We start from the raw sequence: 24,015 nt of genomic DNA, 5'->3' as shown, positions 1-24,015 counted from the left end.
GACTAATTGGCTAAAAAACTTACCTTACAATATAACGCAGACCAACAGTTCCAATTAGATGCTATTTCCAGCGTAGTTGATTTGTTTGAAAGTATACCATACCAAGAACAAGCTGATTTCCCAGTTGGAACAATGAACGATGTCACACCTAACTTTCCTAAGAATGAAATTTTAGATGAAATTTTATTATTTGAAAATCTCCAAAAAATTCAGGAGAAAAATAGCGAGGAAAGTCGTGGTAGTGAGTTAGATATTTCAGATGACCTATATGTAGATGATGGAATGGGTATGGAAGTGACGGGGAATGACTCTGTGCGTGTTCCTCACTTTACAGTGGAGATGGAAACTGGTACTGGTAAGACCTATGTGTATATTCGGACAATGTATGAATTAAAAAAACGTTTGGGGTTCACAAAATTTATTGTTGTTGTTCCGAGTGTTGCTATTTATCAAGGAGTAGTCAAGTCTCTAAAAACAATGAGAAATCACTTTCGCCAATTATATGATAATCAAGATGTTGCAGTTGTAGAATATGATAGTACGAAATTGGGTGAGTTGAATACATTCTCAAATAGTAATGATTTAACAGTGATGGTAATGACTATAGATTCGTTTAATAAGGCAAGTAATAATATTTATAAACATACAGAAAAACTTCAAGGTGAATGGAAACCTTATGAATATATACAAGCTACAAGACCAATTGTCATTCTGGATGAAGCTCAAAATTTTGAAACAAGCAAGGCAAAAGAAGCGATACGGACATTGAAGCCTTTGTTTGTTTTAAGGTATTCCGCAACACATCGAGAAACGCCTAATTTAATTTACCGCCTGACACCAATTGATGCCTTTAGAAACAATTTGGTTAAACAGATTGAAGTGATTGGAGTTTCTGAATTAGGCAATCTGAACGAAAAGGTACTCCGACTACTGGAAGTAAGAAGAAATCCCATTTCTGCTGTATTAAAAGCCTTAGTTTTAGAAAAAGGTCAATTGGTAGAAAGAGATATTGTCTTAAAGCAAGGAGATGATTTACACAGCAAGACAAAGAATCCTGATTATGAGCATTTCAGAGTTGAAGATATCCGATATGGTCGAAATGAAGAAGAACAATTAATTACTTTTGAGAACGGGATTACATTATCAGCGAGTGATTCTATGCTTTCTAAGGAAAGTATCTTCAGAGCACAGATTGAAAGAACTATAAGTGTACATATGCAACGTCAACAAACCCTGAAAGCTCAAGGAATCAAAGTTTTGTCTTTATTTTTTATTGATAGGGTAAAGAATTTCACAGCTCCTGACGGTCTAATAAAAAAGATTTTTGATGAGAGCTTTGAGCAAATAAAAAATCATTACGAAGAATTTAAAAACTTGTCACCTGATGAAGTCCGACAAGGTTACTTTGCTAAGCCAAAGGTTGACTCTTCCGATGATGAGGCTGTAGATACTGAGGGGAAAAATAATAAACAGCGTGAAATGGAAAAACGGGCTTTTGAACTCATAATGAAAGATAAAGAACAATTGTTAAGTTTTGAAGAACCAGTTTCATTCATTTTCGCTCACTCTGCTTTAAAAGAGGGTTGGGATAACCCGAACGTGTTTCAGATTTGTACGCTTAATCAGACAAATTCCTCTATGAAAAAACGCCAGGAAATTGGACGTGGTTTACGACTATCCGTTAATCAAGAAGGGAAGAGAGCAGAAAATCATGACATTAATATTTTGACTGTCATAGCGAATGAACAATATGAATCATTCGTTTCTCGATTACAGCAAGAATACATTGAGGATGGTGTTAGTGCTCCTCCTGCACCAAGGACACCTGAACCAAGCAAAGTAAATAGAAGAGATGATATCTATAACTCAGAAGAATTTAAAGAGTTTTGGAAAAAACTTAACAAAAAAATGAGTTATAAAGTTTCTGTAGAGACCGAGAAGTTAATTGAACAGTGTGTTGAAAGGCTTCATAATGCTAAATTCCCTTCCCCTCTAATAGAAGTTACCAGAGGTCGTTTTATCATGTGTGATTATAAAATTTCTCTTACTGCGGTAGAAGGCGATAATGCAAAAATTAAAATAGAAATGGATGACTCAAGGGGTGAGAAAAACCAATACGAGCTTGTAGTGTCGGTTAATGATGAATTAAAGAAAAAAACAAAGGATGAGAGATTACGTGGATTTAAGGTTCTACGTATAGGAGAGCTGTATGGAGAGCCATATGTAAAGTTTGCAAATGAAATTACAGTCAAGAAGATTGAACCTTTTAAATTTCAAACCGAAAAAGCAGAAAAGCCTAAAAAACAAATTGAACAGACTGAGAAAACTACTTATCCGATTCCCGATTTTATTTCTCGAACTGCCAATGAAACTAATTTAACGAAAAAAACAATAGTTGAGATTTTTAAGCGACTAACTACAGAGCAAAAAGAAAAAATCTTCTATAATCCAGAAGGATGGATTTCAACTTTTCTTAATGAAATTCGCATTACATTAAGTGACCATATCGTAAGAAACATTGAGTTTGAAATTGATGATAACACAGAAGTGTATGAATTAGATACACTCTTCCCAAATATGGTTAAACAGCCTCAAAGGGAACTGATTGAAGCTGGAATAGCTGGGCTATATGACAAAGTACAAATAGACTCTGATGTTGAGCGAGACTTTATTGAAAATCTTATCAAACCAGATGTTGAGAAAAACAATACGATTTTGTACTTTAAGTTTCCTCCAAAGTTCAAAATCATGCTACCGAAAATAATAGGAAACTATAACCCCGATTGGGCGATAGTTAGAAGGTATGAGGGTAAGTTAAAGCTCGAATTAATAAGGGAAACGAAAGGGAATGTAAACCTTGAAGACCTTCGTTTTCCACAAGAAAAGAGAAAAATTCAATGTGCAATGAAATATTTTGATAAAATTGGAGTGAACTATAGAGTTGTAACTTCATCCAGCTACGATTGGATGGATGTGAAAGAAGCTAAACAATTGAGCTTGAATGATTAATATTAAAAAAAGAGTTATATCTTAAAGAGCTGGCCATATTAGTTTGGTCAGCTCTTTCTAAATTATAAAAAGGACGTGAGTCAGTGAAAAAGACACAACTTTATTTTTGGAAGCCATTGATGGAAAGTTATAAAAAGGAATTATCTATGGTTACAGATTATTATAACCGTACAAAGCCTGTGTTTGGTGACAGTGAAAAAGAAGCCACTGAATATGCTAATCATATTTATGAAGCCTTTCCCGCCAACGAAGACACAGACCCAGCTATGGTAGCTGAATTTGCTTTTGAAGAAGGGCTTAGACAGTATGAAGTTTTGGAAGTCATGAAGAGGAATCATTTGCTGATGACGATTTCTATGCTGTGTCAAATATGGGAACAGCAGTTGATTAAATTTACAATGTCAGAGTTAAATAACTTTTTGGAATTCAGAAATAATGCATTGTCATTCAATGATGCAAAAAAAGTATTTGAAACACACGGTCTCAAAGTTGAAGAGAGGGTCTCATGGAACAATATAAGAGAAATGAGAATGCTGGTTAATACAATTAAACATGGTGAAGGCGGTTCTGCAAGAAGGCTTAGAGCGGTTAGACCAGACTTCTTTGAACATGAACATGATGACTTAAAAGGAACAGATACACTGGAACTTGCAGGTTCTGTATTGTTAGATTCCTATTCACTAAATGTAAAAGAGGATGACTTTGCAAAGTATGTAACATCAACAGAAGCATTCTGGGAGGGCATGCCAGAACGAGCATTTTCAGATACAGATTCGATAATAAATGCATTTAAAAAGAAACAGTCAGATAGTGGTTAAGTATCTGATTGTTTCTTTGCATTTTATAAAAAGGTTTGGAACATGCTGACTAACTGTTGCCCAACCGTATTTAACCCATCTACTCCAGTCCCTAATTTTCCAGCATACTCAATTTTTTCTATAGCATGTTTGACCAAAGAACGTTTCGGTTTTTCGGATATAACTTCTGCAACAGCAACCTCAATAATTTCTTTTGTATCCTCTTTGTCTTCTTTATCGATATCCAATGCTTCAATCAGTTTATAAAAATCTTCGGCTAATTCTTTAAGGTTCTGGGCTTCAGCATAGTGATTATTTTGAGTTGCATTAACAGTGCCTTGTCCCTGAGCAATGGCTACTTGTCCGCCAGTTACACTGATATTAATTCTACCGTCATCCCCCATGTCTAACCAGACTCCTTTCAAATAAACTTCAATATGGCTTACAAGTAAATGAACAACTCTATCATTAAATGAATCAACCATATCTTGAAATTTTCTGCTCGAACCATACCAATAACAAATAGTAATATACTCATTGCAATGTTGACTGCAATACTTTAATAGCTGGTAGATAAAAGAAATTTCATATTCTTTATCAGGCTCTATGGGATATCCTTCACGCATCGTTCTTTCTTTTGTGATTTTTTCCATATCAAAAATTTTGGTATTGTGTGTTTCAATGAATTCCCAAATAAGAGGGTTTGTTTCTATAAAACCAAGAAACCTTCTTAAGTTACTCATGCCATCATCCATGTTGGTTTTTAATAATCTGCTGGCTATTCTGCGGAATTCAGCAGACATAATCTGAAATTCTTTTTTTTCAATTAATATTTCCATTGGTTTCTCCTCCGCAAAATGGGCAATATAGGGTGTCGTCAATGATTGAGAGCTTTACATCTTTTTCACAGCAAGGCACATTGTAAGTTTCCATGTTATCTGACTCCACAATCAATTTTGGTGAGTTCATCTTGAGTTTAGGACTTGTTTTTACTTTTAAAAATCTATTCTTTTTAAAAGACTTCTCTATGTTTTTTTGGAATCCATTTAGCATTTCAAACATATGGTTTTCAGCAAGACGCATCGCTTTTTCAATAACTTCATCTGTTAAGAATTGATTTGGTTCTGCTACAAGACCACAATAAGGACAAAAAGTTTCATAAACCGAATCATCCATTGCATCAGTACCAGTTAACTTAAAGTTGGAGTTACAAAACGGACATTGCAAAGTAACAAAGCCATCATCGTCAAGAGGGATAGAGAAAGATATATTTGTATCTGTCATTTATAATCACTCCAATATTCAGAACTATTTCATAATTATACCACGTATTATTAGTTGAAATCAGATGTGTAAACACCATGCTATTCTGTGTTTCAAGGTAACTTAATTAGTATGGAAGGTATTAGGTGTGCTTTAAGATTTTTGGTAAGACGCAGTCAGACACTTAAGCCATATTTTTATTGTTCGATTCATTTTATACTTCTTCTACATAACAGAATATGAAGGAGGAAGTATAGTTTGATTAGTACAGCAAGAAAAGAAATATTTAAGGATTTAAGACAGCAAATTTTTGATAAATCAAAGTGGAAGAGAGACCACTTCTCTGTGTATAACTATGAAGCAGGTTTAGGAAAGTCGATGTATGCACAAGAGTTAATGGCGGAATCTTCCGAACGCATACTATACGTTCAGCGATTTTCTAAAAATAATGCTCTGGAGGTAACTGTAAACAGAATTAATAAAATAGCAGGAGAAAATGTTGCAGTCGCTTATACAGGCGAAGATACCAGGAAAAAAAGGATAAGGAAGAAGAAATTAGAGGCACGTGTACTTTGTATTACTCACAAGATGTATATCCAGATTTGTCGTGGAAATCATCAAGACTTACTATCGAATCGCAAAATATTAATTATTGATGAGTATCCAGACTTGATAGAACAAATAAAAATAGGTAAGAAAGAAATTGGACAGCTTTTTATTGATATTTTTCATTATGGCAATACGGATGGACTTGCATTGCGACTGCGAGAGTTATTACACAAGTATTCCCACGATTCTGAAATGATTCTAAAAAAAGAAATGAAATTTGTAGATTTTAGTGACTTGGCATTCCGAAAGTATGCGGAAACTATTAATCAAATAATAGATGAAGTTGTACAAAAGGGAAAAGGCGAAGACTACGAGTTGTTATTTAAGTTTCAGCAACTTTTAAAAAAAGGAGCATATTTCTACCATGGCTCATTTCATACCATAGATTCAACAATTAAGTTCTCAATGCTCGAATGCAATATCATCTTGGATGCCAACGGAGGGTTTGATTATAGATATAATCTCTCAAAAAAATTCAAAGTAATCCATCAAGAAAAGTATTTGGACTATTCACAAGCTGAATTATATCATTATGAGCTAAATACAAGTAAAAGAAGTATCCTTTCTTACTTGAATCTCACAGAGACAATATTAAAAAAAATCAATTTTAGTGAATGCAAAGGGATATTATTTGTTACTGAGAAAGAACAAGTGGAAAATGTCAAAATGGAAATTGAGGGTTATTTCGATGAGAATTTTGAGGATATCCAAACAAGATTATCCGTTAATCTTTCAGTTGGATACTTTGGGGCTTTAACAGGAATTAACGATTTTCGATTATATGACAAAGTAGTAATCTTGAAGACTCCGAACTTCAATTACGAAACATATGTGATGAACAACTTCATATATAATTCTTTTGAGGGTATCCCAAACGAAAATATTCCCATTTTCGAGAATAAGGCAGTTGAAACGATTCGCCTTTCAACAGTGGCTGGCGAAATCTATCAAGCAATAAGAAGGATTGCGAGAGATTCACCAGGTGAAGCACAAATTCATATTGTTAATGATAATCAGGAAATCATAAATACTATTTTAGAGCAAATGCCATGTATACAATATTCAAAACATCAAATTCATGTACTAAAGAGCAAAAATGACAGGGAACGTCAACAAGAACATCATTCAAAGAAGAAGTTAAACGAAAAGAGACTGGAGGAAGCTAAAAAGCTAATCATTGAAGCCCAGCAGTCTGGCAAGTTGTTTATAAAGAAAAAAGATATAAGAAGCATGTTAGGCATTAATCAATCGCCGAACTTCACATTGCTTTTAAATGAACTTTCTTCGTTCCTACATGATAAAAAGGTTATAAATGAAGGCCAAAAGTTGATTTTTAGATAAAACAATTATTGGATGTGAAATTATAAATAGGGTATTAATTAAAACACAAGTGCACTCCTCAAGCACTTGTGTCTTTTATTGTTCTATATAGTTAGTGTATCAACAAGATGTTATTTAGCACGTTAGTTCGAGTGGGAAAATAGAATAATAAAGATTTTCATTTGCAACTTTGAACATTTCCATAAAGCAATTGCAGTTGCCAAATTTGCTGAAAACAGACAATGTTCTTGTCCAAAACACTTCTTAAAAAAACACTACTATACATAAAGCCAAATGGATAACTGCAAAAACACCTTAATCTGCAATTGCGGAAGAGCTTTTATCCATTTGCTTTGAGATTCATGTTGTTTTTCCTTACAATTTTGTACAGTTCAGGTAAAGTGGGTTATTAAATTTAAGTAATGAAAAAACCCCGCTTAAGATATCCCTCGTATTGAAAATGTCACTTGGCAAATAAATAATCCTTGTGAAGATTTATATTGAACCCTTGTTTTGACACTTCGGGAAAAGTTTCTTGACGACTGCAGAGTGGAATTTTAATGATACAACTGACTATCTAATAAATTATGATGAAACCTCGCAAAAAGTTATATAAATTGAAAAACACTTCTATATATAAGGAATGAAATATAATATAACTTTTTGGATTAGAATTCATTCATAACTTGAAACCATATCTTTTTTCAAACTAACGAGCAAAATAACTTTTGTAGTTAAATCAATAGAACGAATTAGACATGGTAAGTTTAGAAGCCAATCAAATTGTGAGAACATTTCCTTTCATTCAATAGAAAAAATAGTCGGCTGACCAAACATCTCTAAGTAGTTATCGATTTTCATAGTTGAGTATATATTATTTTTAATGAAATAAGCCACGATGCAATCAAATTCACTGAGCTCATCTATAAGCGAGAATTCAGCTTTTCTTAATAGTGTTTCAGTTTCTTCAATATTTAATCTCAGCCCTATAGCAAGGCAGATTAATTTTTGTTTGGTTGGTCTGCACTTATTATTTATCAATTTATGTTTGTACTGCCTTGAAACTCCCACTTTATCCATCCGTCTTGAAATATCAGGGTAGTCTCGTTCTTTATTTTCAATTAGTATATTTACAAATTCTCCGAGAGTCTGGGATTTACTTTTTAACTCCGTAACTTTGATGTTTAATGCTCTTTCTATTTCTCTATCGCCAAGTACATGCCCCATTACAGATGACGGGTAACCATCAAATAAAACGATTTCTTTCGGTATATTCAATGATTGAACTATATTGTAGATTTCATTATTAACGATAAAATCCCTTATGTCTTCCCTTGTAGTATCTGAAAATTTATTCAACAACTACTCCTCCTGAATTTTTAAAATGTAGCCTGGCAGGCGACACCTCAAATATTTTGACTATATACAATAGAATCATAGAGTAACGCAATAGGAACTACAAGATATCATTTTGATTTTGCGAGGCTTTAAATAAATAAATGGAGGAATTATTATGCAATCTAAAATTGAAGTACAACAACTTGGGAATGTGGATGGACATTTTAATACGGAAGAGGCTTGGGCAATTGTAAACGCAATAAATGGACCGATTGGGATTTCTGAACGACCAGAAAAACAAGAACTGATACAAATAGTAGTAAATTATTTTAATCGAACAAGAAAGAAAAATACTCTTCAGGTAGATGAGAAAGATTTAATGAATAAATTAAATGTTTTGTCAGATGTTCAGATAGAAGATATGGCATTTAAAGCTATGCGGTTTTTAGAGATTGATTGTAATGAAGAACTGAATCATGAAAGTGAAGAGGTATTGAAAATCATCTTTAAAGTAACAGACCTTGGAGAAGACTATGCTCACAATCATTTTAATGATGCATACTCAGAAATTGATGAGGGATGGTTGGAAGTCGCATCAGAAAAAATTCGACACATTAGAACTTTGTTGGGATTGAGATATAACCTTCTTGTGACGATTATTGCAACAGATGGAGGGTTTGATTTATACGTGAATTGTGATTCTTGCTTCACCTTACATCATCTGCAATTTTATTCTATAGAAGAATTAATTGAGATAGATGTTGCAAGTGAAGCTCAGTATTTGGTCGCTTTAGAAGGAGATAGTGATTCGGAGGAATGGTTAACGCAATAAAAATTCAATTAATATTGAAGCGAAGCCTTTACGTGGCAGTCCAAACTTCTATGGTGGACTGCCCATGATTAATCAAACAGAAATAGATTGGAGGAGTATCGTGGATATTATAGATGCACTGAGATTAACGGATGTAGACGAAAATAATTATTCAAGCCAGTTGAAATGTATCGAAGGAGAAAGTGATACTAACGAATTTGATGATAATTACGAATAGACATTTAGTAACCTTGTGCTGAGTAAAAAGCAAGATATGGATATTGAAATTCCAACTATTCAGAACGCTATTTTAGCTGGGGAAATATTAGAAACCTTATATTATGTTTCAGTAAACATGAGTTCTTCAGCAGATATTTATCTATCTATTTTTGAACAACTAACTGAAATAGAAGGTTACAAAGAATGTGTCAACTTGAATACGGAGGGAGTTATATTCGATGTAGAAAGCGATGCAGAGAATTTTTCTCGGTTTATGGACTGCGTTGAATGGATTTGTTGATGAATAATTTGAATGATATTAATTTGAGTGTTCCTATGAAAGGAGTTAATGGCAAATAAGCATACAGGGAATTAGAGATGAAGTTTTCCGTATTGAGCAAATATTATTTCAACATTCATTTCAAAAATTAGATGTAGCGGAGTTAGAACTTTTACTAAAAGCGATATCGTATTTAAGAGAAATGTTTACGGAGGTAAGGTTTGACCATTATACGATTTCAGAGCTTGAGGATATTCGATTCAGGTTAGTTGAATTAAGTTACAGCATTAAAATCTATCTGAGCGAGAGCATGGAAAAGAGTGCAGATATGGAAATCGAAAGTCTATTGAATCTTTACAAAATCGTCTAACAACAAAATAAAGGAGGCAGTTTTACTTGAGAAACCCGAAAGAACTGGAGGTTACGAAAAGGATTAGAAAACTATCGAAAGAGATTTACACCTTGTCTATGACATTTCCGAAACATGAACTATACGAGTTGGGTTCTCAACTGCGAAGAGCCATGGATAGTTCTTACTTAAATTTGTTCGAGGGGAACACGTCTATTTACCCTAAAACATATATTAAACATTTGGATTCATCCATCAACAGTCTCAGTGAAATTTCAGGAATTTTTGATTTGATACTTGATAGGGGATATATCACCAGCTCACAGTATGGCGAATTGGAAAAGGAATGCAAAGAAATTCAATATGTTTTACGGGCTATATTGAACAAGACAAATTATAGGGCAAGCAATAAAGATGTTAAAGTGTTTTAATGCTTGAGAAATCGTGAGCAATCACTATAATTAAGTTAGAGAATTAATCAATAGCACAAATTTCTTTAGGCGAAATGCTCTGTTTGTAAAAAAAAACAGAGCATTTCGCCTTTAGTCATTTGTGCTTCTTTTTTTGACTAAAGGAGGAAAACCAAATGAAAGAAATAAAGTTTAAGAATTTTAGAATTTACGAGGAAAGAAATTTTGATTTAAAGCCTAAAGCCTGTTTTGTTTTTGAAATTGAAAAAATTAAAAATGATGTTGAAGAACTATCACAAAAATTTTCACCAGGTATGCTGGTAGAGTTGCCCGCTGTAGAAGAGGGGATGAATAAATTATTTGAATGGAATGCCGAATACTTTCACAACTTCACATACTCACATATCTACTTTCAAATCAAAAGCTGGAATGAGTTCGATTTTCAAAGTAAGACTATGACTTTAAGTGGGTCACTTACAAAAGAAATGCTAAATGAAGTGGGGTATGAAAGTTTATTTGAGTTAAGTCAAAAGAATTTAAACCTGTGTGTTGTCCTTGTAAACAAAAGAGATGGAGAAAGTCAAAGGGTTGCATATTTGCACACAATATATTTTTGGGACCAATTGAATGAATAAACGATTTAGAAGTACCCGTCTATGTGTTCTATAAAAATAATTAGGTCAATACATTTAAACCTCTGCAGGAACAAGCAAGTGAGAATAGCGTTTGTTTCCAAATAGTATAAAAAACAGAGTAAATAGAGAAAGGTTATGCCAACTCAAACATTACTGGTGAAGTAAAAAAACAGAAGAACTATCTATAACACCTGACAGTTCTTTATTTTTTAGGGTTTTCCGTAAGACATTATGAATAATACTTGACGACAAGTTGGGTAGGGGGATAAAGATGGAAGTTTACGGATACGTCAGAATTAGTACAAAGTCTCAGATAGAAGGGTACGGTATTCAAACACAAGAAGCGGCTATTAAAGAATATTGCCTAAAAAACAATTGTAATTTGATAGAGGTTTTTAAAGACGAAGGGATATCTGGTTCAGACTTTAATAGAGATGGATTGACTGAAATGCTGAGTAATCTTAAAGGCGGTCAAAAAATCCTTGTACTCAATACATCAAGACTTTGGCGAAGCGATGCAGTGAAGGTTCTTGTACAACGAGAGTTAATTAAGAAAAGCTCGGATGTCCTTAGTGTTGAACAACCGACATATTCCATTTATAGCAAAGACCCTAATGATTTTCTTATAAATGGACTAATGGAGTTATTGGACCAGTTCGAGAGGATGTCCATTACCTTAAAACTCAGTGCAGGCAGAAGAACAAAAGCGAAGCTGGGAAGCAAGGCATGTGGAAATGCTCCAATCGGTTACAGGTGGAATGAACATGCGGAAATTGTATTAGATGAAAAGCAAGCAGAAGTCGTTGCACTTATTTTTAAGAAATATTTAGAGATAGGTAGTCTTGAAAAACTTAAACGCTATTTGAAAATCGCACAAATAAAAACTAATCGTGGAAATGATTTTAGTAAGCAGGCCTTGGCAGAAATTCTTAAAAATGATTTTTACAAGGGTGTTCTCCGACACAGTGATTTAGTTATTGCAGGCAATCATCCGCCAATCGTAAACAAGATTGTCTTTGGAAAAGTGCAAGCATTGCTAAAAAGGAATAGAAGAGGGCGTGTTGAGCATGAGCAGAGAGTGGAATGAAGAGAAATTGCAAAGATATATGAAAGAAGGACGAGGGCAAGGAGAATATGAAGAATACAAAGGATTTATTCAAATTCACGATTTCGGAAGTCTCGGTAGGAGTGCTCGAATAAAGAGTTGGAAGACGAACCGAATTCTCCATTTGCTTTCTGATATTGAGACAAGGTTTTTTTACCTGACTGAATTCGATGACTCTATTCTTCAGGTGAAGGAGCATTTCCCTCTATACGATTTTGAAGACGTTGTTGGAGAACAAGAGGATATTGATATAAGAAAGTTTAAAGACAACCAATCGGGTTTTCCATACATCTTAACAGCTACCTTCCTGATAACAGTAAGAGGGCGGGATGGTCGCACATTTGAAGTAGCAAGGAGTGTGAAAGCATCACACGAGCTTGAGAAGAAAGCAAGAATTGAAAGGTTCGAGTTAATCAGAAGATATTTTGATAAAAAAGGAATTGATTGGGGTTTGGTCACTCAAAAGGAAATACCGCTTATAAAGGCAAAAAACATTGAATGGGTACACCCTGCAAAATTTCTTACTGAAACAACTGACTTTACCGAAAGTGATGTTGGGTATCTCCAAAGTATCCTTATGGAATCATTCAGTGGAAATACTCGTGCAATTCGTGACATTACAAGTGTGTTTGATAATCAGCTAAATCTTGAGGCTGGTTCAGGATTATTAATATTTAAGCACTTGTTAGCTACGAAACAAATCAAAATTGATATGCATAAAAAAATTGACTTAAATGAGTCAGCAAAAATTTTAGAAATAGTGGAGACAGAGAGAGGTGAGTCGAAAAATGCTATTAACCGTTAATATGCTGATTGGATATAATCAAGACTCTGACAAATTCACGATAAATAGAATTCTTTGGATTAGTAGCGATTATACGACATTGTTTTCAATAGACATATTTAAGAATAAAAGCACTCCAATCCATGTAGAAGTTCAAGAAATCGAATCTGGTCTTCAATCCAACCAGTTGTTTCTTGTTCACAAGGACCCATATCAAACCTTTAGAACAGACGATGAAATAAGCTACAAAGAACGAACTGTGCAGGAAAGAGGATGGGAAGTAATTCAAGCAATTGCTGATAAAGACAATGAACCCAGTATATTTGATGCGGAGAAACGTGCTGAGCTTATAAAAAAAGCAAGTAGTCAATTCAATATAAGTAGTAAAACGGTATATAAGTATTTAAGACGATATTGGCAGAGGGGGAAAAATAAAAACGCTCTTTTACCTGATTATCAAAACATAGGGAAAGCCAATGATAAACAAACGCCTGGTAAAAAGAGAGGAAGACCGAAAAAGTATAAAAATATCGTTGGTGAAGGCGTAAATGTAAATGAGGAGACTAAACGTATTTTTCACATCGCCATAAACAAATTTTATTACTCGAATGTTGGGAACTCATTAAAAACTGCCTATGAATTAATGAGGAAAGAATTTTATGTAAATGACGAAACGACCTTATTGAAAGCGTCTGAAGAAGTTCCGACATTTGGTCAATTCAAATACTTCTTTTACAAAGAAAGAAATCGAAAAAAAGAAATTTACTCAAGAGAAGGTTCAAAACAATACTTACAGAATCATCGCCCTTTATTGGGGAATTCAACGAGTGAAACTACTGGTCCAGGATTTTATGAAATAGATGCCACGATTGGCGATATCTACTTAGTTTCAAGGTATAACAGAAAATGGATAATTGGTCGCCCTGTTGTCTACATGTGTATAGACAGATTTTCTCGTATGGTAGTAGGTCTATACGTGGGATTAGAGGGACCATCTTGGAACGGGGCTATGAATGCTCTGGCAAATGCTATGACCAACAAAGTCGAATATTGCAGACAATATGATATTGAAATTAGTGAGGGGCAATGGCCTGTACATCACTTATGCGATACTCTCATGGCAGACAGAGGTGAGTTGGAAGGTAAACTTTCAGAATCTCTCATAAGCTCATTACATATAAAGGTTCTCAATTCAAGCCCATACAGAGCAGATGCGAAAGGAATTGTAGAGAGAAACTTTCGAGTGATTAATGATAAAATCATCAAACCTTTCCTTCCAGGAGCGGTAAGCCCACATGCAGTAAGAGGAGATAAAAATTATCGGCTTGACGGAGTTTTAGATATTTTTCAGTTCACGCAGATAATGATTAAATCATGTCTCCATCATAATAACAGCTGGATAAACCAGTATAAGCGTGAAGAAACTATGATTGAAGATGATATTGAACCTATTCCTATAAAACTATGGAATTGGGGGATAAAAAACAGAGCTGGTCTTTTACGGTCTGTTTCTGAAGATATAGTGAAGTTAAATTTAATGCCTAAAAAAAGAGCAGTTATTTCTGAGCGAGGCATCAGGTTAGACGGACTACTATATACTTCGGAAAGTGCACTAAAAGAAAGGCTGTTTGAAAAAGCAAGAATAAGTGGGAGTTGGAAAGTAGACGTTTCATATGATCCTCGAAATATCAATCATATTTATATTAGAAAAGACAATGGGAAAAGTTTTGAAAAGTGCTATTTACTTGATGGTCAAGATGCTCACAAAAATAAATCTGTTGAAGAACTGGTGTACTTACAGGAGTATGAAAAGCTACAGAAACTACAAAAAGAAGACGAGCAGTTGCAATCAAAAATGGATTTAGTTTCGGAGATAAAAGACATAGTTCAACAAGCAAAAGAGCTAACGAAAGAACATCAGGATGGTTATGAAAGTAAGAATCGAAAATTAAAAGGTATTCGTAAGAATAGACAGATAGAGAAGATATTGAACAGAGAAAATGAAGCATTTGAGTTGGATAAAGATATTACGAAGCAAAAGGGACAAGTTGTTTCTATCGATAGTGTTAATCGTCAAACTTCAGAGGAAGAAGTGGAAGAAGTGGAAGAATATAAGAATGAGCTGGCTTTGCTGAAGAAAAAGCAAAAGGAGAATTCGTATGGCAAATCAGAATAAATTATTGATTCCAAACGGTACTGAAGCAGTATTTGCTGAGTACACTGACCAGGAAGTAGAAGAGTATAAAGGGAATCCGTTTATTGAAGCACTTCCCCCGATTTTCTCAAAAGAACAAGCAATTGATAAATTGGCTCACTATCCAACATTCGATAGAGCGGAGCGAAACTTAGACAGCCATATAAGACTGCATCTCATTCAGCGGTTATTCCAATATTACCAACCGACTTTCCATACGCTTGATTTAGAATCCAGGGTTTCCAGAATGATTCGTATGGGCTATGTTCATCGAAATCCTCTCAAACCTGAATTCATTAACGTTTTAAAAGGAAATTATCAATATATTAAAAACGGAATTGTTGATATGTCGGAAAGTATAAGTAATAAAAACACCTCCTCTGCAATGACGATATTAGGTCCTTCAGGTTTAGGTAAGTCGAGAATGATTAATGTTATCCTCTCAACTATGCCTCAAGTTGTTGTTCATTCTCGATATAAAAATAGTGACTTTAACATGTATCAATTAACGTGGCTCAAAATAGATTGCTCATTTGACGGAAATATTAAAGGTATTTGTATTGATGCATTTAGAAGCATAGATAGTAAGCTGGGAACAAATTATTACAAAAAGTTTGGTTCTGCACGACAGCCGATTGCATCTATGCAACCTGCCTTAGCTCAGATGTTACAGGTTCATGGTGTTGGTCTTCTTGTAATAGACGAAGTGCAATCGTTGAGTGTAGCAAAATCAGGAGGGGCTGAAAAAGTGATGAATTTTTTTCATTACTTGGCGAACGTGGGCATTCCCATCCTGCTAATTGGAACACCAAAAGCACTTCCTTATCTGAGGGGAGACTTCCGACAAGCAAGACGAGGCAGTAGTCAAGGCGACCTCATAATGAAAAGAATGGAAAAGGACTTAAATTGGGATTTAATTATTGAAGGTATGTGGGATTATCAGTGGGTGCGGAAACCTACCCTTCTTACTGAAGAGCTGAATGAATCACTGTACCTGCAATCAGGTGGTATAACAGACATAGCTATTAAACTCTTTTTTATGACACAGGTCAGGGCTATTTCAAGTGGTAAAGAAGAATTAACACCTGCGTTGATTAACAAAGTTGCAAAAGAGAATTTGCAACTAATACAACCAATGATTAAAGCAATAAACAGTGGAGATATTAAAGCTATTTCTCGTTATGAAGACATTACACCAATTGATATAGAAGGTTTTATAAGTCAGGAATCCAATTCTGTGGCTATGACCCAAAAGATTAAAGAGCTTCAGCAAGCAAAGAAGAAGCAGGAGAAAGGTTGGAAGGAGAATATCAGAGAACAAGCCATTCTAAATTTAATTGAGCTGGATGTTGAGCCGAGAAAAGCAAAAAAGTTTGTTGAATCAGTAATTATACAATACGGACAGGGTTTGGATGTAAAAGAAATCGTAAAAGAATCGTTTAAACTATCAATCATAGAGGAAGATAACCCTCCGCCAAGCAAAAAGTCTAAGAAAATAGAGTTGCAAAACAAACATGATTTAAGAGTAATTGTCTCCGAAGGAAAAACAGTGGGCTTATCTGCACACGAAGTATTGAAGGAAAAGGGAATCATAAAGGTAATTGAAGATGACTCCTTTAGCGTAGGTTAAATCAATGGTTGCATTCTTTCCTACCACATATCCTGATGGTGAATTACTCTATTCAGTTTTGGCTCGGTATCATGTAAGAAGCGGAAATATTAGTCCTAAAGCAACCATTGAAGAGTTGTTTGGTTCTCGCTCAGTCACAGCAGTTGTTGACTTACCAGCCAATATAAATTCTTTAATCGATAATCTGCCCATTGGAAGTGCGAATACTGATGAGAAATTAATCTATGAGAATACTTTATATCCTTTCTATAGTGCTTTTCTTTCTCCAGAACGAGCTGAAATCGTAATGAACTCAATGAAGAAAAATGACGGTGGAAGGATTCATAACCGTATGGGAATAATGGCAAGTTCCATTACGGATAATAGATATTTGCGTTGGTGTAGTGAATGTGCGAAGGAATCTGAAACAGCATACGGAGAATTGTATTGGAAACGAAGTCATCAAGTTCCTGGGGTTGTTATTTGCTCAAAGCACAGGACATTTTTGAATGATAGTACAGTGCAGTTCAATCATTTCAATAAACATGAATTCATTCCAGCTTCTTTAGATAGTTGTGTGACTAATTCCGATTACAAGGTCTTTTCTTCATTAGAGAGGCTTGTATCAGCTGGTTTTGAAAATAAGTATTACCAGCTTGTAGAAAATGTAGAGAAATTGCTGAACAATCAATATCCGAAGCAATTACCTGGCTGGTACTTATCAAGATATTTAAACCGTTTAAAAGAGATGGGTTTAGCAAATGTAAGTGGTAGAGTGAATCAACAGGAACTTAAGAGAGCATTCATAACTTATTATGGAGAATCGCTTTTAGAATTAGTGCAATCACCTGTTACAGATAGTGATAGTTCGTGGCTAAGTATGATGGTGAGAAAACCACGTAAAACTTTTCATCCTATTAGACATCTGTTAATGATTCAGTTTTTAGGGATTACGTTGGAAGAGCTTTGGGGTGAAGAGCATGAGTATCTTCCTTTTGGGAAAGCTCCTTTTCTATGTCTAAATGCAGGAGCAGACCATTATTTGAAACCAGTAATATCTAAAATGGATATACGCTACGATAGCAAGGTAAAGCGACCAGTTGGAACATTTAGCTGTTCTTGTGGATTTATTTACGCAAGAAGTGGTCCCGATAATAGCGAGACAGATAAGTACAAGATTGGCAGAGTGAAAAAGTTTGGAGAAGTGTGGGAGGCTAAATTGGCAGAGCTTCTTCAAATGAAATTAAGTCAGAGGGAAATTGCAAGAAGATTAAAGGTAGACGTAAACACAATTATAAAATATGGGCAAAAAGCAAGTGAAGAAAAAATCGAATTTGAAAACGTTGAAACTCAAAATCTTAATGAGAGTTTTCGCAATAATTGGCTGACCTTGCAAAATGAGTATCCCAACAGTAGCAAAACGGAGCTGAGAAAAATAAACAATCGTCTTTATACCTGGCTATATCGAAACGACAAAGAGTGGCTCAACTCGAACTCACCTAAACAGAAACAGTTATCTATTATTAATAAACGAGTCGATTGGAGTAAAAGAGACGAGGAGATACATGAAGTTGTTAAAGGTGTTGTTGATTCAACTATGCAGTCTGCTGAAAGACCCGAACGAATTACTATTGGGCTGGTGGGAAAGAAAGTTGGTAAATCAGCTTTACTTGAAAAGCACTTAAAAAAGCTCCCTTTGACGTATGCATACTTAAGTTCCAAAGTTGAGACGGTACAGGACTTTCAAAAAAGAAGAATAAAATGGGCAATTGAAACGAGCGAGGCGGAGGATATAGTTTGGTGGAAAGTCGCTAAAAGAGCAGGGATAGGAGAGAATAGTATGAGAGTGAACGACTTAAAAGAATACTATTTAGACCTACTAAAAGAGTAGATTTTTTCAATAGGTTTACCTACTTTTCGTATAATTCGGATTATTCAATTGTTTAGACAAACTTATAGATGTATAATGATGGAAAAGAGGGAGGCGATGGAATGAGCAATGAAAACTTGTTAATTGAAGTTGAGATTGAAGAAAAAAGTAACGATAAACCAAGAACAGTAGTAGTTGGTGAGTCTATTAAATTCCGAGCAAATATTAAAGATGATAGTTCAGGAGTGAAAACTGTTTCAATTTCATTTAAAAACCCTTCAAACAGTAGAACGCAACATGTACCACTGTCGCAAAAAAGTCCTTCTAAAATATGGGAAGGAACGTATAAAATACAATCAACTGATGAAGCGGGTAAATATGACGAATTCTTTATTAATGTAACTGATAATGCAGGAAATAAGATTTATGGATGGGATGTTCTAAATCATTTTAAAGACAAAATGATATTTTTTGTTGAAAACAGCCAAGGAGGAGACATAAATCCCCCGACTTTAATAAGTGCAAAGATTAATCCAGCCACAGTGACAGTCGGTGAATCTTTGGCATTCACTTTAAGTGCAGGAGATGATTTATCTGGAGTAAAAAGCATTGCGATAAGTTTCAAGAACCCGTCAGGTAGCAAAACAGAACATGTACCATTAAGATTTGACGAAAGTTCAAATAATTGGACAGGGACCTATAAGGTGTTAGCAACTGATGAAGGCGGTGAGTATAAAGACTTATTTATCAGTCTTAGCGACAATGCAGGTAATCGAACCTATGGATGGAATCTCGCTGAAGAATTCAGAAATGATATTATTTTCAACATTGAAAATAGTGAAGGGGGAGATATAAATCCTCCAAAATTAAAAGATGCAGAGGTGTCTCCGAAATCAGTACAAGTTGGTGAGACATTAACTTTTATTTTAAATGCAGAAGACGATTTGTCGGGAGTAAAAAGTATATCTTTAAGTTTTAAAAACCCTTCAAATACTCGAACAGAACACGTTCCTCTTCAATTCGATACAGGTATTGGTAAGTGGAAAGGAATTCATACAGTATCCTCAACGGATGAAGGTGGCGAATATAAAGAGTTTTTCATCACTTTAGGTGATAAAGCTGGAAACCGAACTTACGGCTGGAATCTGGCCGATGAATTTGGAGAAGTAATGAATTTTGTTATCAAAAATAGTTCTGGTGATATTACAGCACCAGAAATAAAAAATGTAAATACTCAAACAAATAATAAAGGCAAAAAACCTTAACCGATTTTAAACAGTATGATTTTTACCACCTTGTAGTATTGAAGGTGGTTTTATTTTGACGCATTTAAGGAGGAGGTGAGACACGTGAAATTTGATATATTAATTGTTTTTTCTATTATTATGGTGATTGGTGCAGTTTTCACGGTGAAAAACTTTAAATCAAAACAGAAAGAACAAGGAGTGTCAATTATACTGTTCACTTCTGGTCTCTCACTTGTTGTGAGCTCGTTTGGTAATGTTTGGACTAACATAAATAAACTCTTTGCAATATTAAATCTAAGTGAATCTGCCAAAGATGCAATCGAGATTAATTCCGCATTTTCACAGACTCAATGGGTACAACTTATCGTAGGGATACTATTGATGATAGTTGGAGGATATCTACTATATTTTGCGAAGAACAAAATATTTATTTTAAATATTAATGCATACTATGATAAGAGAATGGAATCGAATAACCAAGACGTAGGGCTGTCCACATTTGAATTTAAAGAAAGAGAAATTGACTTAGTTAGAATTTATAAAAAAGGTGTAACAAGAAGCTCTATTAAAGAAGTTGTGGGAATTATAGAAGAAAAAACGAATTCATTTAAAGTGGAGAGTAAACATTTTAAAAGAGGATACACGGGAATCGCACCTATACCTTTCGTAATGTTGGTGGGAACATTTTTGCAACGTGAAAAAATTAATGAGTATTTTGAATTCGATAAAATTGAGACCGAAAAATTCTATAAATTAAAGAAGGGAAAGAAATATTCTACATTACAGATGAACAAGCCTCTTAATGAAATAAACACAAATTCTGATGAATTTGTGATAGCAGTTTCACTTACTAAAAGAATTACTCAGGGACAAATGAAGCAATTTAAAAATGCAGAGAAGGTTGAACTATATATAAATAATCCAAAAGATAATGTAATTAGGGACAAGGCTCAACTATTGGAATACGCCCAAAAGATTGCAGAGGTTATAGAAGAAATATCTGCTTCGACTTGTTGTAAAAAAGTGCACCTCCTCATTTCATCTCAGAGTAGTTTGGCATTAGAGGTTGGGAAGAGAATTGACAACCAAAGAATGGCTGAAATAACTTGTTACTTCTTTGATATAAAACAACACGATTCTAATTATCCATGGGGGATTATCATGAACGGTGAAAATAAAGGTAAATTAATAGAGCAATAAAGGAGTGGGGGACTTGTACAACGTTGAGAGCAAACTGAAGACATTTTATAACAAACACGTAGTTCTTCCAAAAGGAGAAAAAACGCATTTATTTCAACTTAAAAACCTTAATGTAAATAGATTGAAGGAAGGAATCAAAGAGTATAACTCTGAGAAAGATACAAACTATAAGATAGTTGAAACGATTACACAGGGCAGTGTAGCAATGTCAACTGTAGTACAAAATGAGAGCAGTGACTATGATATTGATGTTGCAATAGTGTTTGATAAAGATGAACTTCCAGAAGGAACAACAGCAACAAAAAACATGGTAGCGAATGCTTTAAAGAAAAAATGTAAACAATTTAATGTTGAACCTGAAGCCAAAACTAATTGTGTGAGAATATCTTATGAAGAAGGATATCATGTCGATTTTGCTGTTTATCGTAGAACAAAGAACTTTCTTGGGGATTATGAATATGAACACTGTGGTAGTGAATGGAGAAAAAGAGACCCAAAGGCAATTACAAAGTGGTTTATTGAATCAAATAGGGAAAAGGAATACAAGTTACGTATTGTAGTTAGATTGCTGAAAATGTTCTGTAAATCCAGAGACGAATGGGTTATGCCAGGAGGATTAGTTCAGTCAGTTTTGATGGAAGAACGTTTTGAAAAAGAGGATAGAATTGATAAGATGTTCTATCAAACGATTAAATCGGTTCGTGACAGGTTGGTCTATAATAAGGAAGTTTATAATCCTGCTGATGCAAGTCAAAGTCTGAAGCTGATAAAGAAAGATGATGATAGGCTTCAAAGACTTCAAGATAGGCTCACCACTTATATAAATAAACTGGATGTACTGTTTGAGGAAGTTTGTACTGATAAACAGGCAATAGGAGCATGGAATGATTTTTTCAATCATAGCTACTGGCAAGAACAGTACGATAATGCTAAAGAGGAAAGAACAATGGCAAAATATGCTTTTTCAAAATCGGATGAAGAGATTATCTATAATGAGAGTGAAGAATTTATTCAATATCTCTTTCCAGTAGAGAAGAAATATCAATTAGCTTTAGAGTGTCATGTGGAGCAAGATGGTTTTAGAATAGACACTTTAATGAATATGTTGAGGCAAGGGAAGTGGCTATCACCACAAAAAACATTGAATTTCTTCATCAGTACAAATACTACTCCGAAACCGTATGATATTTATTGGAAAGTTAAGAATCGAGGAGACGAAGCTAAAAGAAGAAACCTTGTACGAGGTCAAATAGTAAAAATTAACTCAGTAACTCATACTGAGGCTACTCAATTTAAAGGAGAGCACTTCGTAGAATGTTTTATAGTTAAAAACGGTGTCTGTGTGGCAAGAGCAAAAATTGATGTGCCTAATTCTTATCAATAATAGTTCACATCATTAGTAAATGTCTTATCCCCTTTTAAATCCCTTGTTACTTCAGCCTGCCGTCTATGTACCAGAAAATAAACTGTATCCTTAGTCAAATAAAACACTCCCACACACGAGTAAAATCAGAATCACCATCCGATTTTACTCGTATTTTGTTGAAGTAAAAGAGTTAACAAGAGAACAATTTAGTTTTTCGGATATAGTAGAATCCAATTTGCAATAGTTAAATGTCAAAGCAAGGATTATGAATTAAGATGGTTGAAAGTTGTCGAGAAAGCTGTTAATCAAGAAGAATCGATTGAAGAATTGAGGGGGGATTTTTAAATAGTCATAATGCCAATGATTAATTATATGAAGAAAACATTTTTCATTATTAGAAAGATGTTTAGTATTATTCTTGACCCCGTACTATAGTACGGGGTTTATACTTTGTTTGGAGGTGAATTGTTTGAGCTATCGTATTAGTGGTTTTGCAGATAGATGTGATGTAAATAAGGAAACAATTAGATATTATGAAAAAAAGAAGTTATTACAAGAACCTTCTCGAACAAATTCAGGTTATCGGATATATTCAGAGGATGATGTTAAGCGTGTAGGGTTTATTAAACGAATGCAAGAGCTGGGTTTTTCTTTGAATGAAATTTATAAATTACTTGGGGTTGTTGATAAAGATGAAATTCGATGCCAAGACATGTTTGAATTTGTATCAAAAAAAGAAGAAGAAGTTAAAAAACAAATAGAAGATTTAAAGCGGATTGAACGTATGTTGAAAGATTTAAAGAAAAGATGTCCAGATGAAAAAGAATTACATGAATGTCCTATTATTGAAGCGTTGATTGAGGACTAATAAGAAGGAGATTTTTATGAAACATAAAAAGAGCTTTATTACAGGAGTGGTAGGTATATTTGTTGTTCTACTATGTTGTGCTACACCGATATTAGTTATTTTATTAAGTGCTATTGGATTAGGGGCGATAACTGGCTATTTAGATTACATTCTAATTCCAATTTTAGCAATTTTTCTTGCCTTAACATTCTACTCTTATGACAAGTTAAATAAATCCAGTTCTAAGAATGATTCTTGTTGCTCTTAATATATAGGTGGTGAAATAGTGGTGAAAGAGAAAGTTTCACAAGTAGCAACGTTATTCTCTGGATTTGTGATGGCAGGTTGTTGTTTAGGACCCTTCATTTTGATTCCTTTTGGTTTAACAGGCTTTGCTGGAGGATTGGCTATTTATGCAACGAAATATCAAACGATGTTAATAACAGTTACATTGGTTTTATTGGCATACTCATTTTATTTGATTTATGGGCGAAAGTGTAAAAAGAGAAGCTCTATTATTGGATTATGGATTACAACGGTTTTGGTTTTAGGGATGCTTGTTTATACGCTAATGGCTGAAGGATACCTATAAGAACTGGGTATTTGGTTATACGTTAAACAGCAACAGCAAGATTTTATATCGTTTCTGCTTGTTTTTGTGTAGAAATGAGAAAGATGTAAAAACTGTTAGTGATATTTTTAGTTCATTTATGGTAACAGCTTTTGTAGGGTTTCGAGGCTGAGATTTAAAAG

Annotated in this window: 22 protein-coding genes; 19 read left to right on the top strand and 3 right to left on the bottom strand. The window is 34.3% G+C overall.

What is annotated here, in order from left to right:
- Positions 1 to 6: 6 nt before the first annotated feature.
- Positions 7 to 3,009 (top strand): restriction endonuclease, encoded by a 3,003-nt coding sequence (locus MKY60_RS19760; RefSeq protein WP_340930986.1) that lies wholly within the window; start codon positions 7 to 9, stop codon positions 3,007 to 3,009.
- 83 nt (positions 3,010 to 3,092) lie between these two features.
- Complete coding sequence (locus MKY60_RS19755) at positions 3,093 to 3,827, top strand: hypothetical protein (protein WP_340930985.1); 735 nt, start codon at positions 3,093 to 3,095, stop codon at positions 3,825 to 3,827.
- Between the two features lie 23 nt (positions 3,828 to 3,850).
- Here MKY60_RS19755 and MKY60_RS19750 read toward each other — a convergent pair whose 3' ends face one another.
- Positions 3,851 to 4,645: a hypothetical protein gene (locus MKY60_RS19750; protein ID WP_340930984.1), complete on the bottom strand. Its 795-nt coding sequence runs from the start codon at positions 4,643 to 4,645 to the stop codon at positions 3,851 to 3,853.
- Complete coding sequence (locus tag MKY60_RS19745) at positions 4,629 to 5,090, bottom strand: TFIIB-type zinc ribbon-containing protein (RefSeq protein ID WP_340930983.1); 462 nt, start codon at positions 5,088 to 5,090, stop codon at positions 4,629 to 4,631. The genes MKY60_RS19750 and MKY60_RS19745 overlap by 17 nt, the downstream gene beginning before the upstream one ends.
- 237 nt (positions 5,091 to 5,327) lie before the next feature.
- On the opposite strand from MKY60_RS19745, the gene MKY60_RS19740 reads away from it, so the two are divergent.
- Complete coding sequence (locus MKY60_RS19740) at positions 5,328 to 7,019, top strand: hypothetical protein (RefSeq protein ID WP_340930982.1); 1,692 nt, start codon at positions 5,328 to 5,330, stop codon at positions 7,017 to 7,019.
- 780 nt (positions 7,020 to 7,799) lie between these two features.
- Here MKY60_RS19740 and MKY60_RS19735 read toward each other — a convergent pair.
- The gene (locus MKY60_RS19735) at positions 7,800 to 8,357 is read right to left on the bottom strand and encodes a hypothetical protein (protein WP_340930981.1); all 558 of its coding nucleotides are present in this window, start codon (positions 8,355 to 8,357) and stop codon (positions 7,800 to 7,802) included.
- 154 nt (positions 8,358 to 8,511) lie between these two features.
- Here MKY60_RS19735 and MKY60_RS19730 point away from each other — a divergent pair, with 154 nt between their 5' ends.
- The 16 genes from MKY60_RS19730 (at position 8,512) to merT (ending at position 23,854) form a co-directional block, all read left to right on the top strand.
- Positions 8,512 to 9,168: a hypothetical protein gene (locus tag MKY60_RS19730; RefSeq protein WP_340930980.1), complete on the top strand. Its 657-nt coding sequence runs from the start codon at positions 8,512 to 8,514 to the stop codon at positions 9,166 to 9,168.
- A 64-nt stretch (positions 9,169 to 9,232) separates the two neighbouring features.
- Positions 9,233 to 9,385 (top strand): hypothetical protein, encoded by a 153-nt coding sequence (locus MKY60_RS19725; RefSeq protein ID WP_340930979.1) that lies wholly within the window; start codon positions 9,233 to 9,235, stop codon positions 9,383 to 9,385.
- A 36-nt stretch (positions 9,386 to 9,421) separates the two neighbouring features.
- Complete coding sequence (locus MKY60_RS19720; protein ID WP_340930978.1) at positions 9,422 to 9,667, top strand: hypothetical protein; 246 nt, start codon at positions 9,422 to 9,424, stop codon at positions 9,665 to 9,667.
- 375 nt (positions 9,668 to 10,042) lie between these two features.
- On the top strand, positions 10,043 to 10,426 hold the full coding sequence (locus tag MKY60_RS19715; protein WP_340930977.1) for a four helix bundle protein: 384 nt from the start codon (positions 10,043 to 10,045) through the stop codon (positions 10,424 to 10,426).
- A 155-nt stretch (positions 10,427 to 10,581) separates the two neighbouring features.
- Entirely contained in the window at positions 10,582 to 11,040 is a 459-nt protein-coding gene (locus tag MKY60_RS19710) for a hypothetical protein (protein ID WP_340930976.1), read from the top strand.
- A 271-nt stretch (positions 11,041 to 11,311) separates the two neighbouring features.
- The gene (locus MKY60_RS19705; protein ID WP_340930975.1) at positions 11,312 to 12,127 is read left to right on the top strand and encodes a recombinase family protein; all 816 of its coding nucleotides are present in this window, start codon (positions 11,312 to 11,314) and stop codon (positions 12,125 to 12,127) included.
- Positions 12,108 to 12,950 (top strand): TnsA endonuclease C-terminal domain-containing protein, encoded by an 843-nt coding sequence (locus MKY60_RS19700; protein WP_340930974.1) that lies wholly within the window; start codon positions 12,108 to 12,110, stop codon positions 12,948 to 12,950. Before MKY60_RS19705 ends, MKY60_RS19700 begins: the two co-directional genes overlap by 20 nt.
- Positions 12,922 to 15,105, top strand: coding sequence for a Mu transposase C-terminal domain-containing protein (locus MKY60_RS19695; protein ID WP_340930973.1), 2,184 nt, complete (start codon positions 12,922 to 12,924; stop codon positions 15,103 to 15,105). The genes MKY60_RS19700 and MKY60_RS19695 overlap by 29 nt, the downstream gene beginning before the upstream one ends.
- Positions 15,089 to 16,753 carry an ATP-binding protein gene (locus MKY60_RS19690; protein ID WP_340930972.1) on the top strand — a complete coding sequence of 555 codons (1,665 nt, stop codon included), beginning with the start codon at positions 15,089 to 15,091 and terminating at the stop codon, positions 16,751 to 16,753. The genes MKY60_RS19695 and MKY60_RS19690 overlap by 17 nt, the downstream gene beginning before the upstream one ends.
- 4 nt (positions 16,754 to 16,757) lie before the next feature.
- Positions 16,758 to 18,623, top strand: coding sequence for a TnsD family transposase (locus tag MKY60_RS19685; protein ID WP_340930971.1), 1,866 nt, complete (start codon positions 16,758 to 16,760; stop codon positions 18,621 to 18,623).
- A gap of 101 nt (positions 18,624 to 18,724) precedes the next feature.
- Positions 18,725 to 19,867 carry an Ig-like domain repeat protein gene (locus tag MKY60_RS19680; protein WP_340930970.1) on the top strand — a complete coding sequence of 381 codons (1,143 nt, stop codon included), beginning with the start codon at positions 18,725 to 18,727 and terminating at the stop codon, positions 19,865 to 19,867.
- 84 nt (positions 19,868 to 19,951) lie between these two features.
- Positions 19,952 to 21,049 (top strand): SAVED domain-containing protein, encoded by a 1,098-nt coding sequence (locus tag MKY60_RS19675; protein ID WP_340930969.1) that lies wholly within the window; start codon positions 19,952 to 19,954, stop codon positions 21,047 to 21,049.
- 13 nt (positions 21,050 to 21,062) lie between these two features.
- Positions 21,063 to 22,433 carry a nucleotide-binding domain-containing protein gene (locus MKY60_RS19670; protein ID WP_445677993.1) on the top strand — a complete coding sequence of 457 codons (1,371 nt, stop codon included), beginning with the start codon at positions 21,063 to 21,065 and terminating at the stop codon, positions 22,431 to 22,433.
- A 451-nt stretch (positions 22,434 to 22,884) separates the two neighbouring features.
- Positions 22,885 to 23,283 carry an Hg(II)-responsive transcriptional regulator gene (gene merR / locus MKY60_RS19665; protein ID WP_340930967.1) on the top strand — a complete coding sequence of 133 codons (399 nt, stop codon included), beginning with the start codon at positions 22,885 to 22,887 and terminating at the stop codon, positions 23,281 to 23,283.
- A 16-nt stretch (positions 23,284 to 23,299) separates the two neighbouring features.
- Positions 23,300 to 23,530, top strand: a complete 231-nt coding sequence (merF, locus tag MKY60_RS19660) for a mercury resistance system transport protein MerF (RefSeq protein ID WP_340930966.1) — start codon at positions 23,300 to 23,302, stop codon at positions 23,528 to 23,530.
- A gap of 18 nt (positions 23,531 to 23,548) precedes the next feature.
- Entirely contained in the window at positions 23,549 to 23,854 is a 306-nt protein-coding gene (gene merT, locus MKY60_RS19655) for a mercuric transport protein MerT (RefSeq protein WP_340930965.1), read from the top strand.
- The last annotated feature ends 161 nt before the right edge of the window (positions 23,855 to 24,015 follow it).

This window comes from Psychrobacillus sp. FSL K6-1415 (genome assembly GCF_038003185.1).
GTDB lineage: Bacteria > Bacillota > Bacilli > Bacillales_A > Planococcaceae > Psychrobacillus > Psychrobacillus psychrodurans.
Note: the sequence above shows the minus strand (reverse complement) of the source record. Positions and strands in the feature narration are given on the sequence as shown.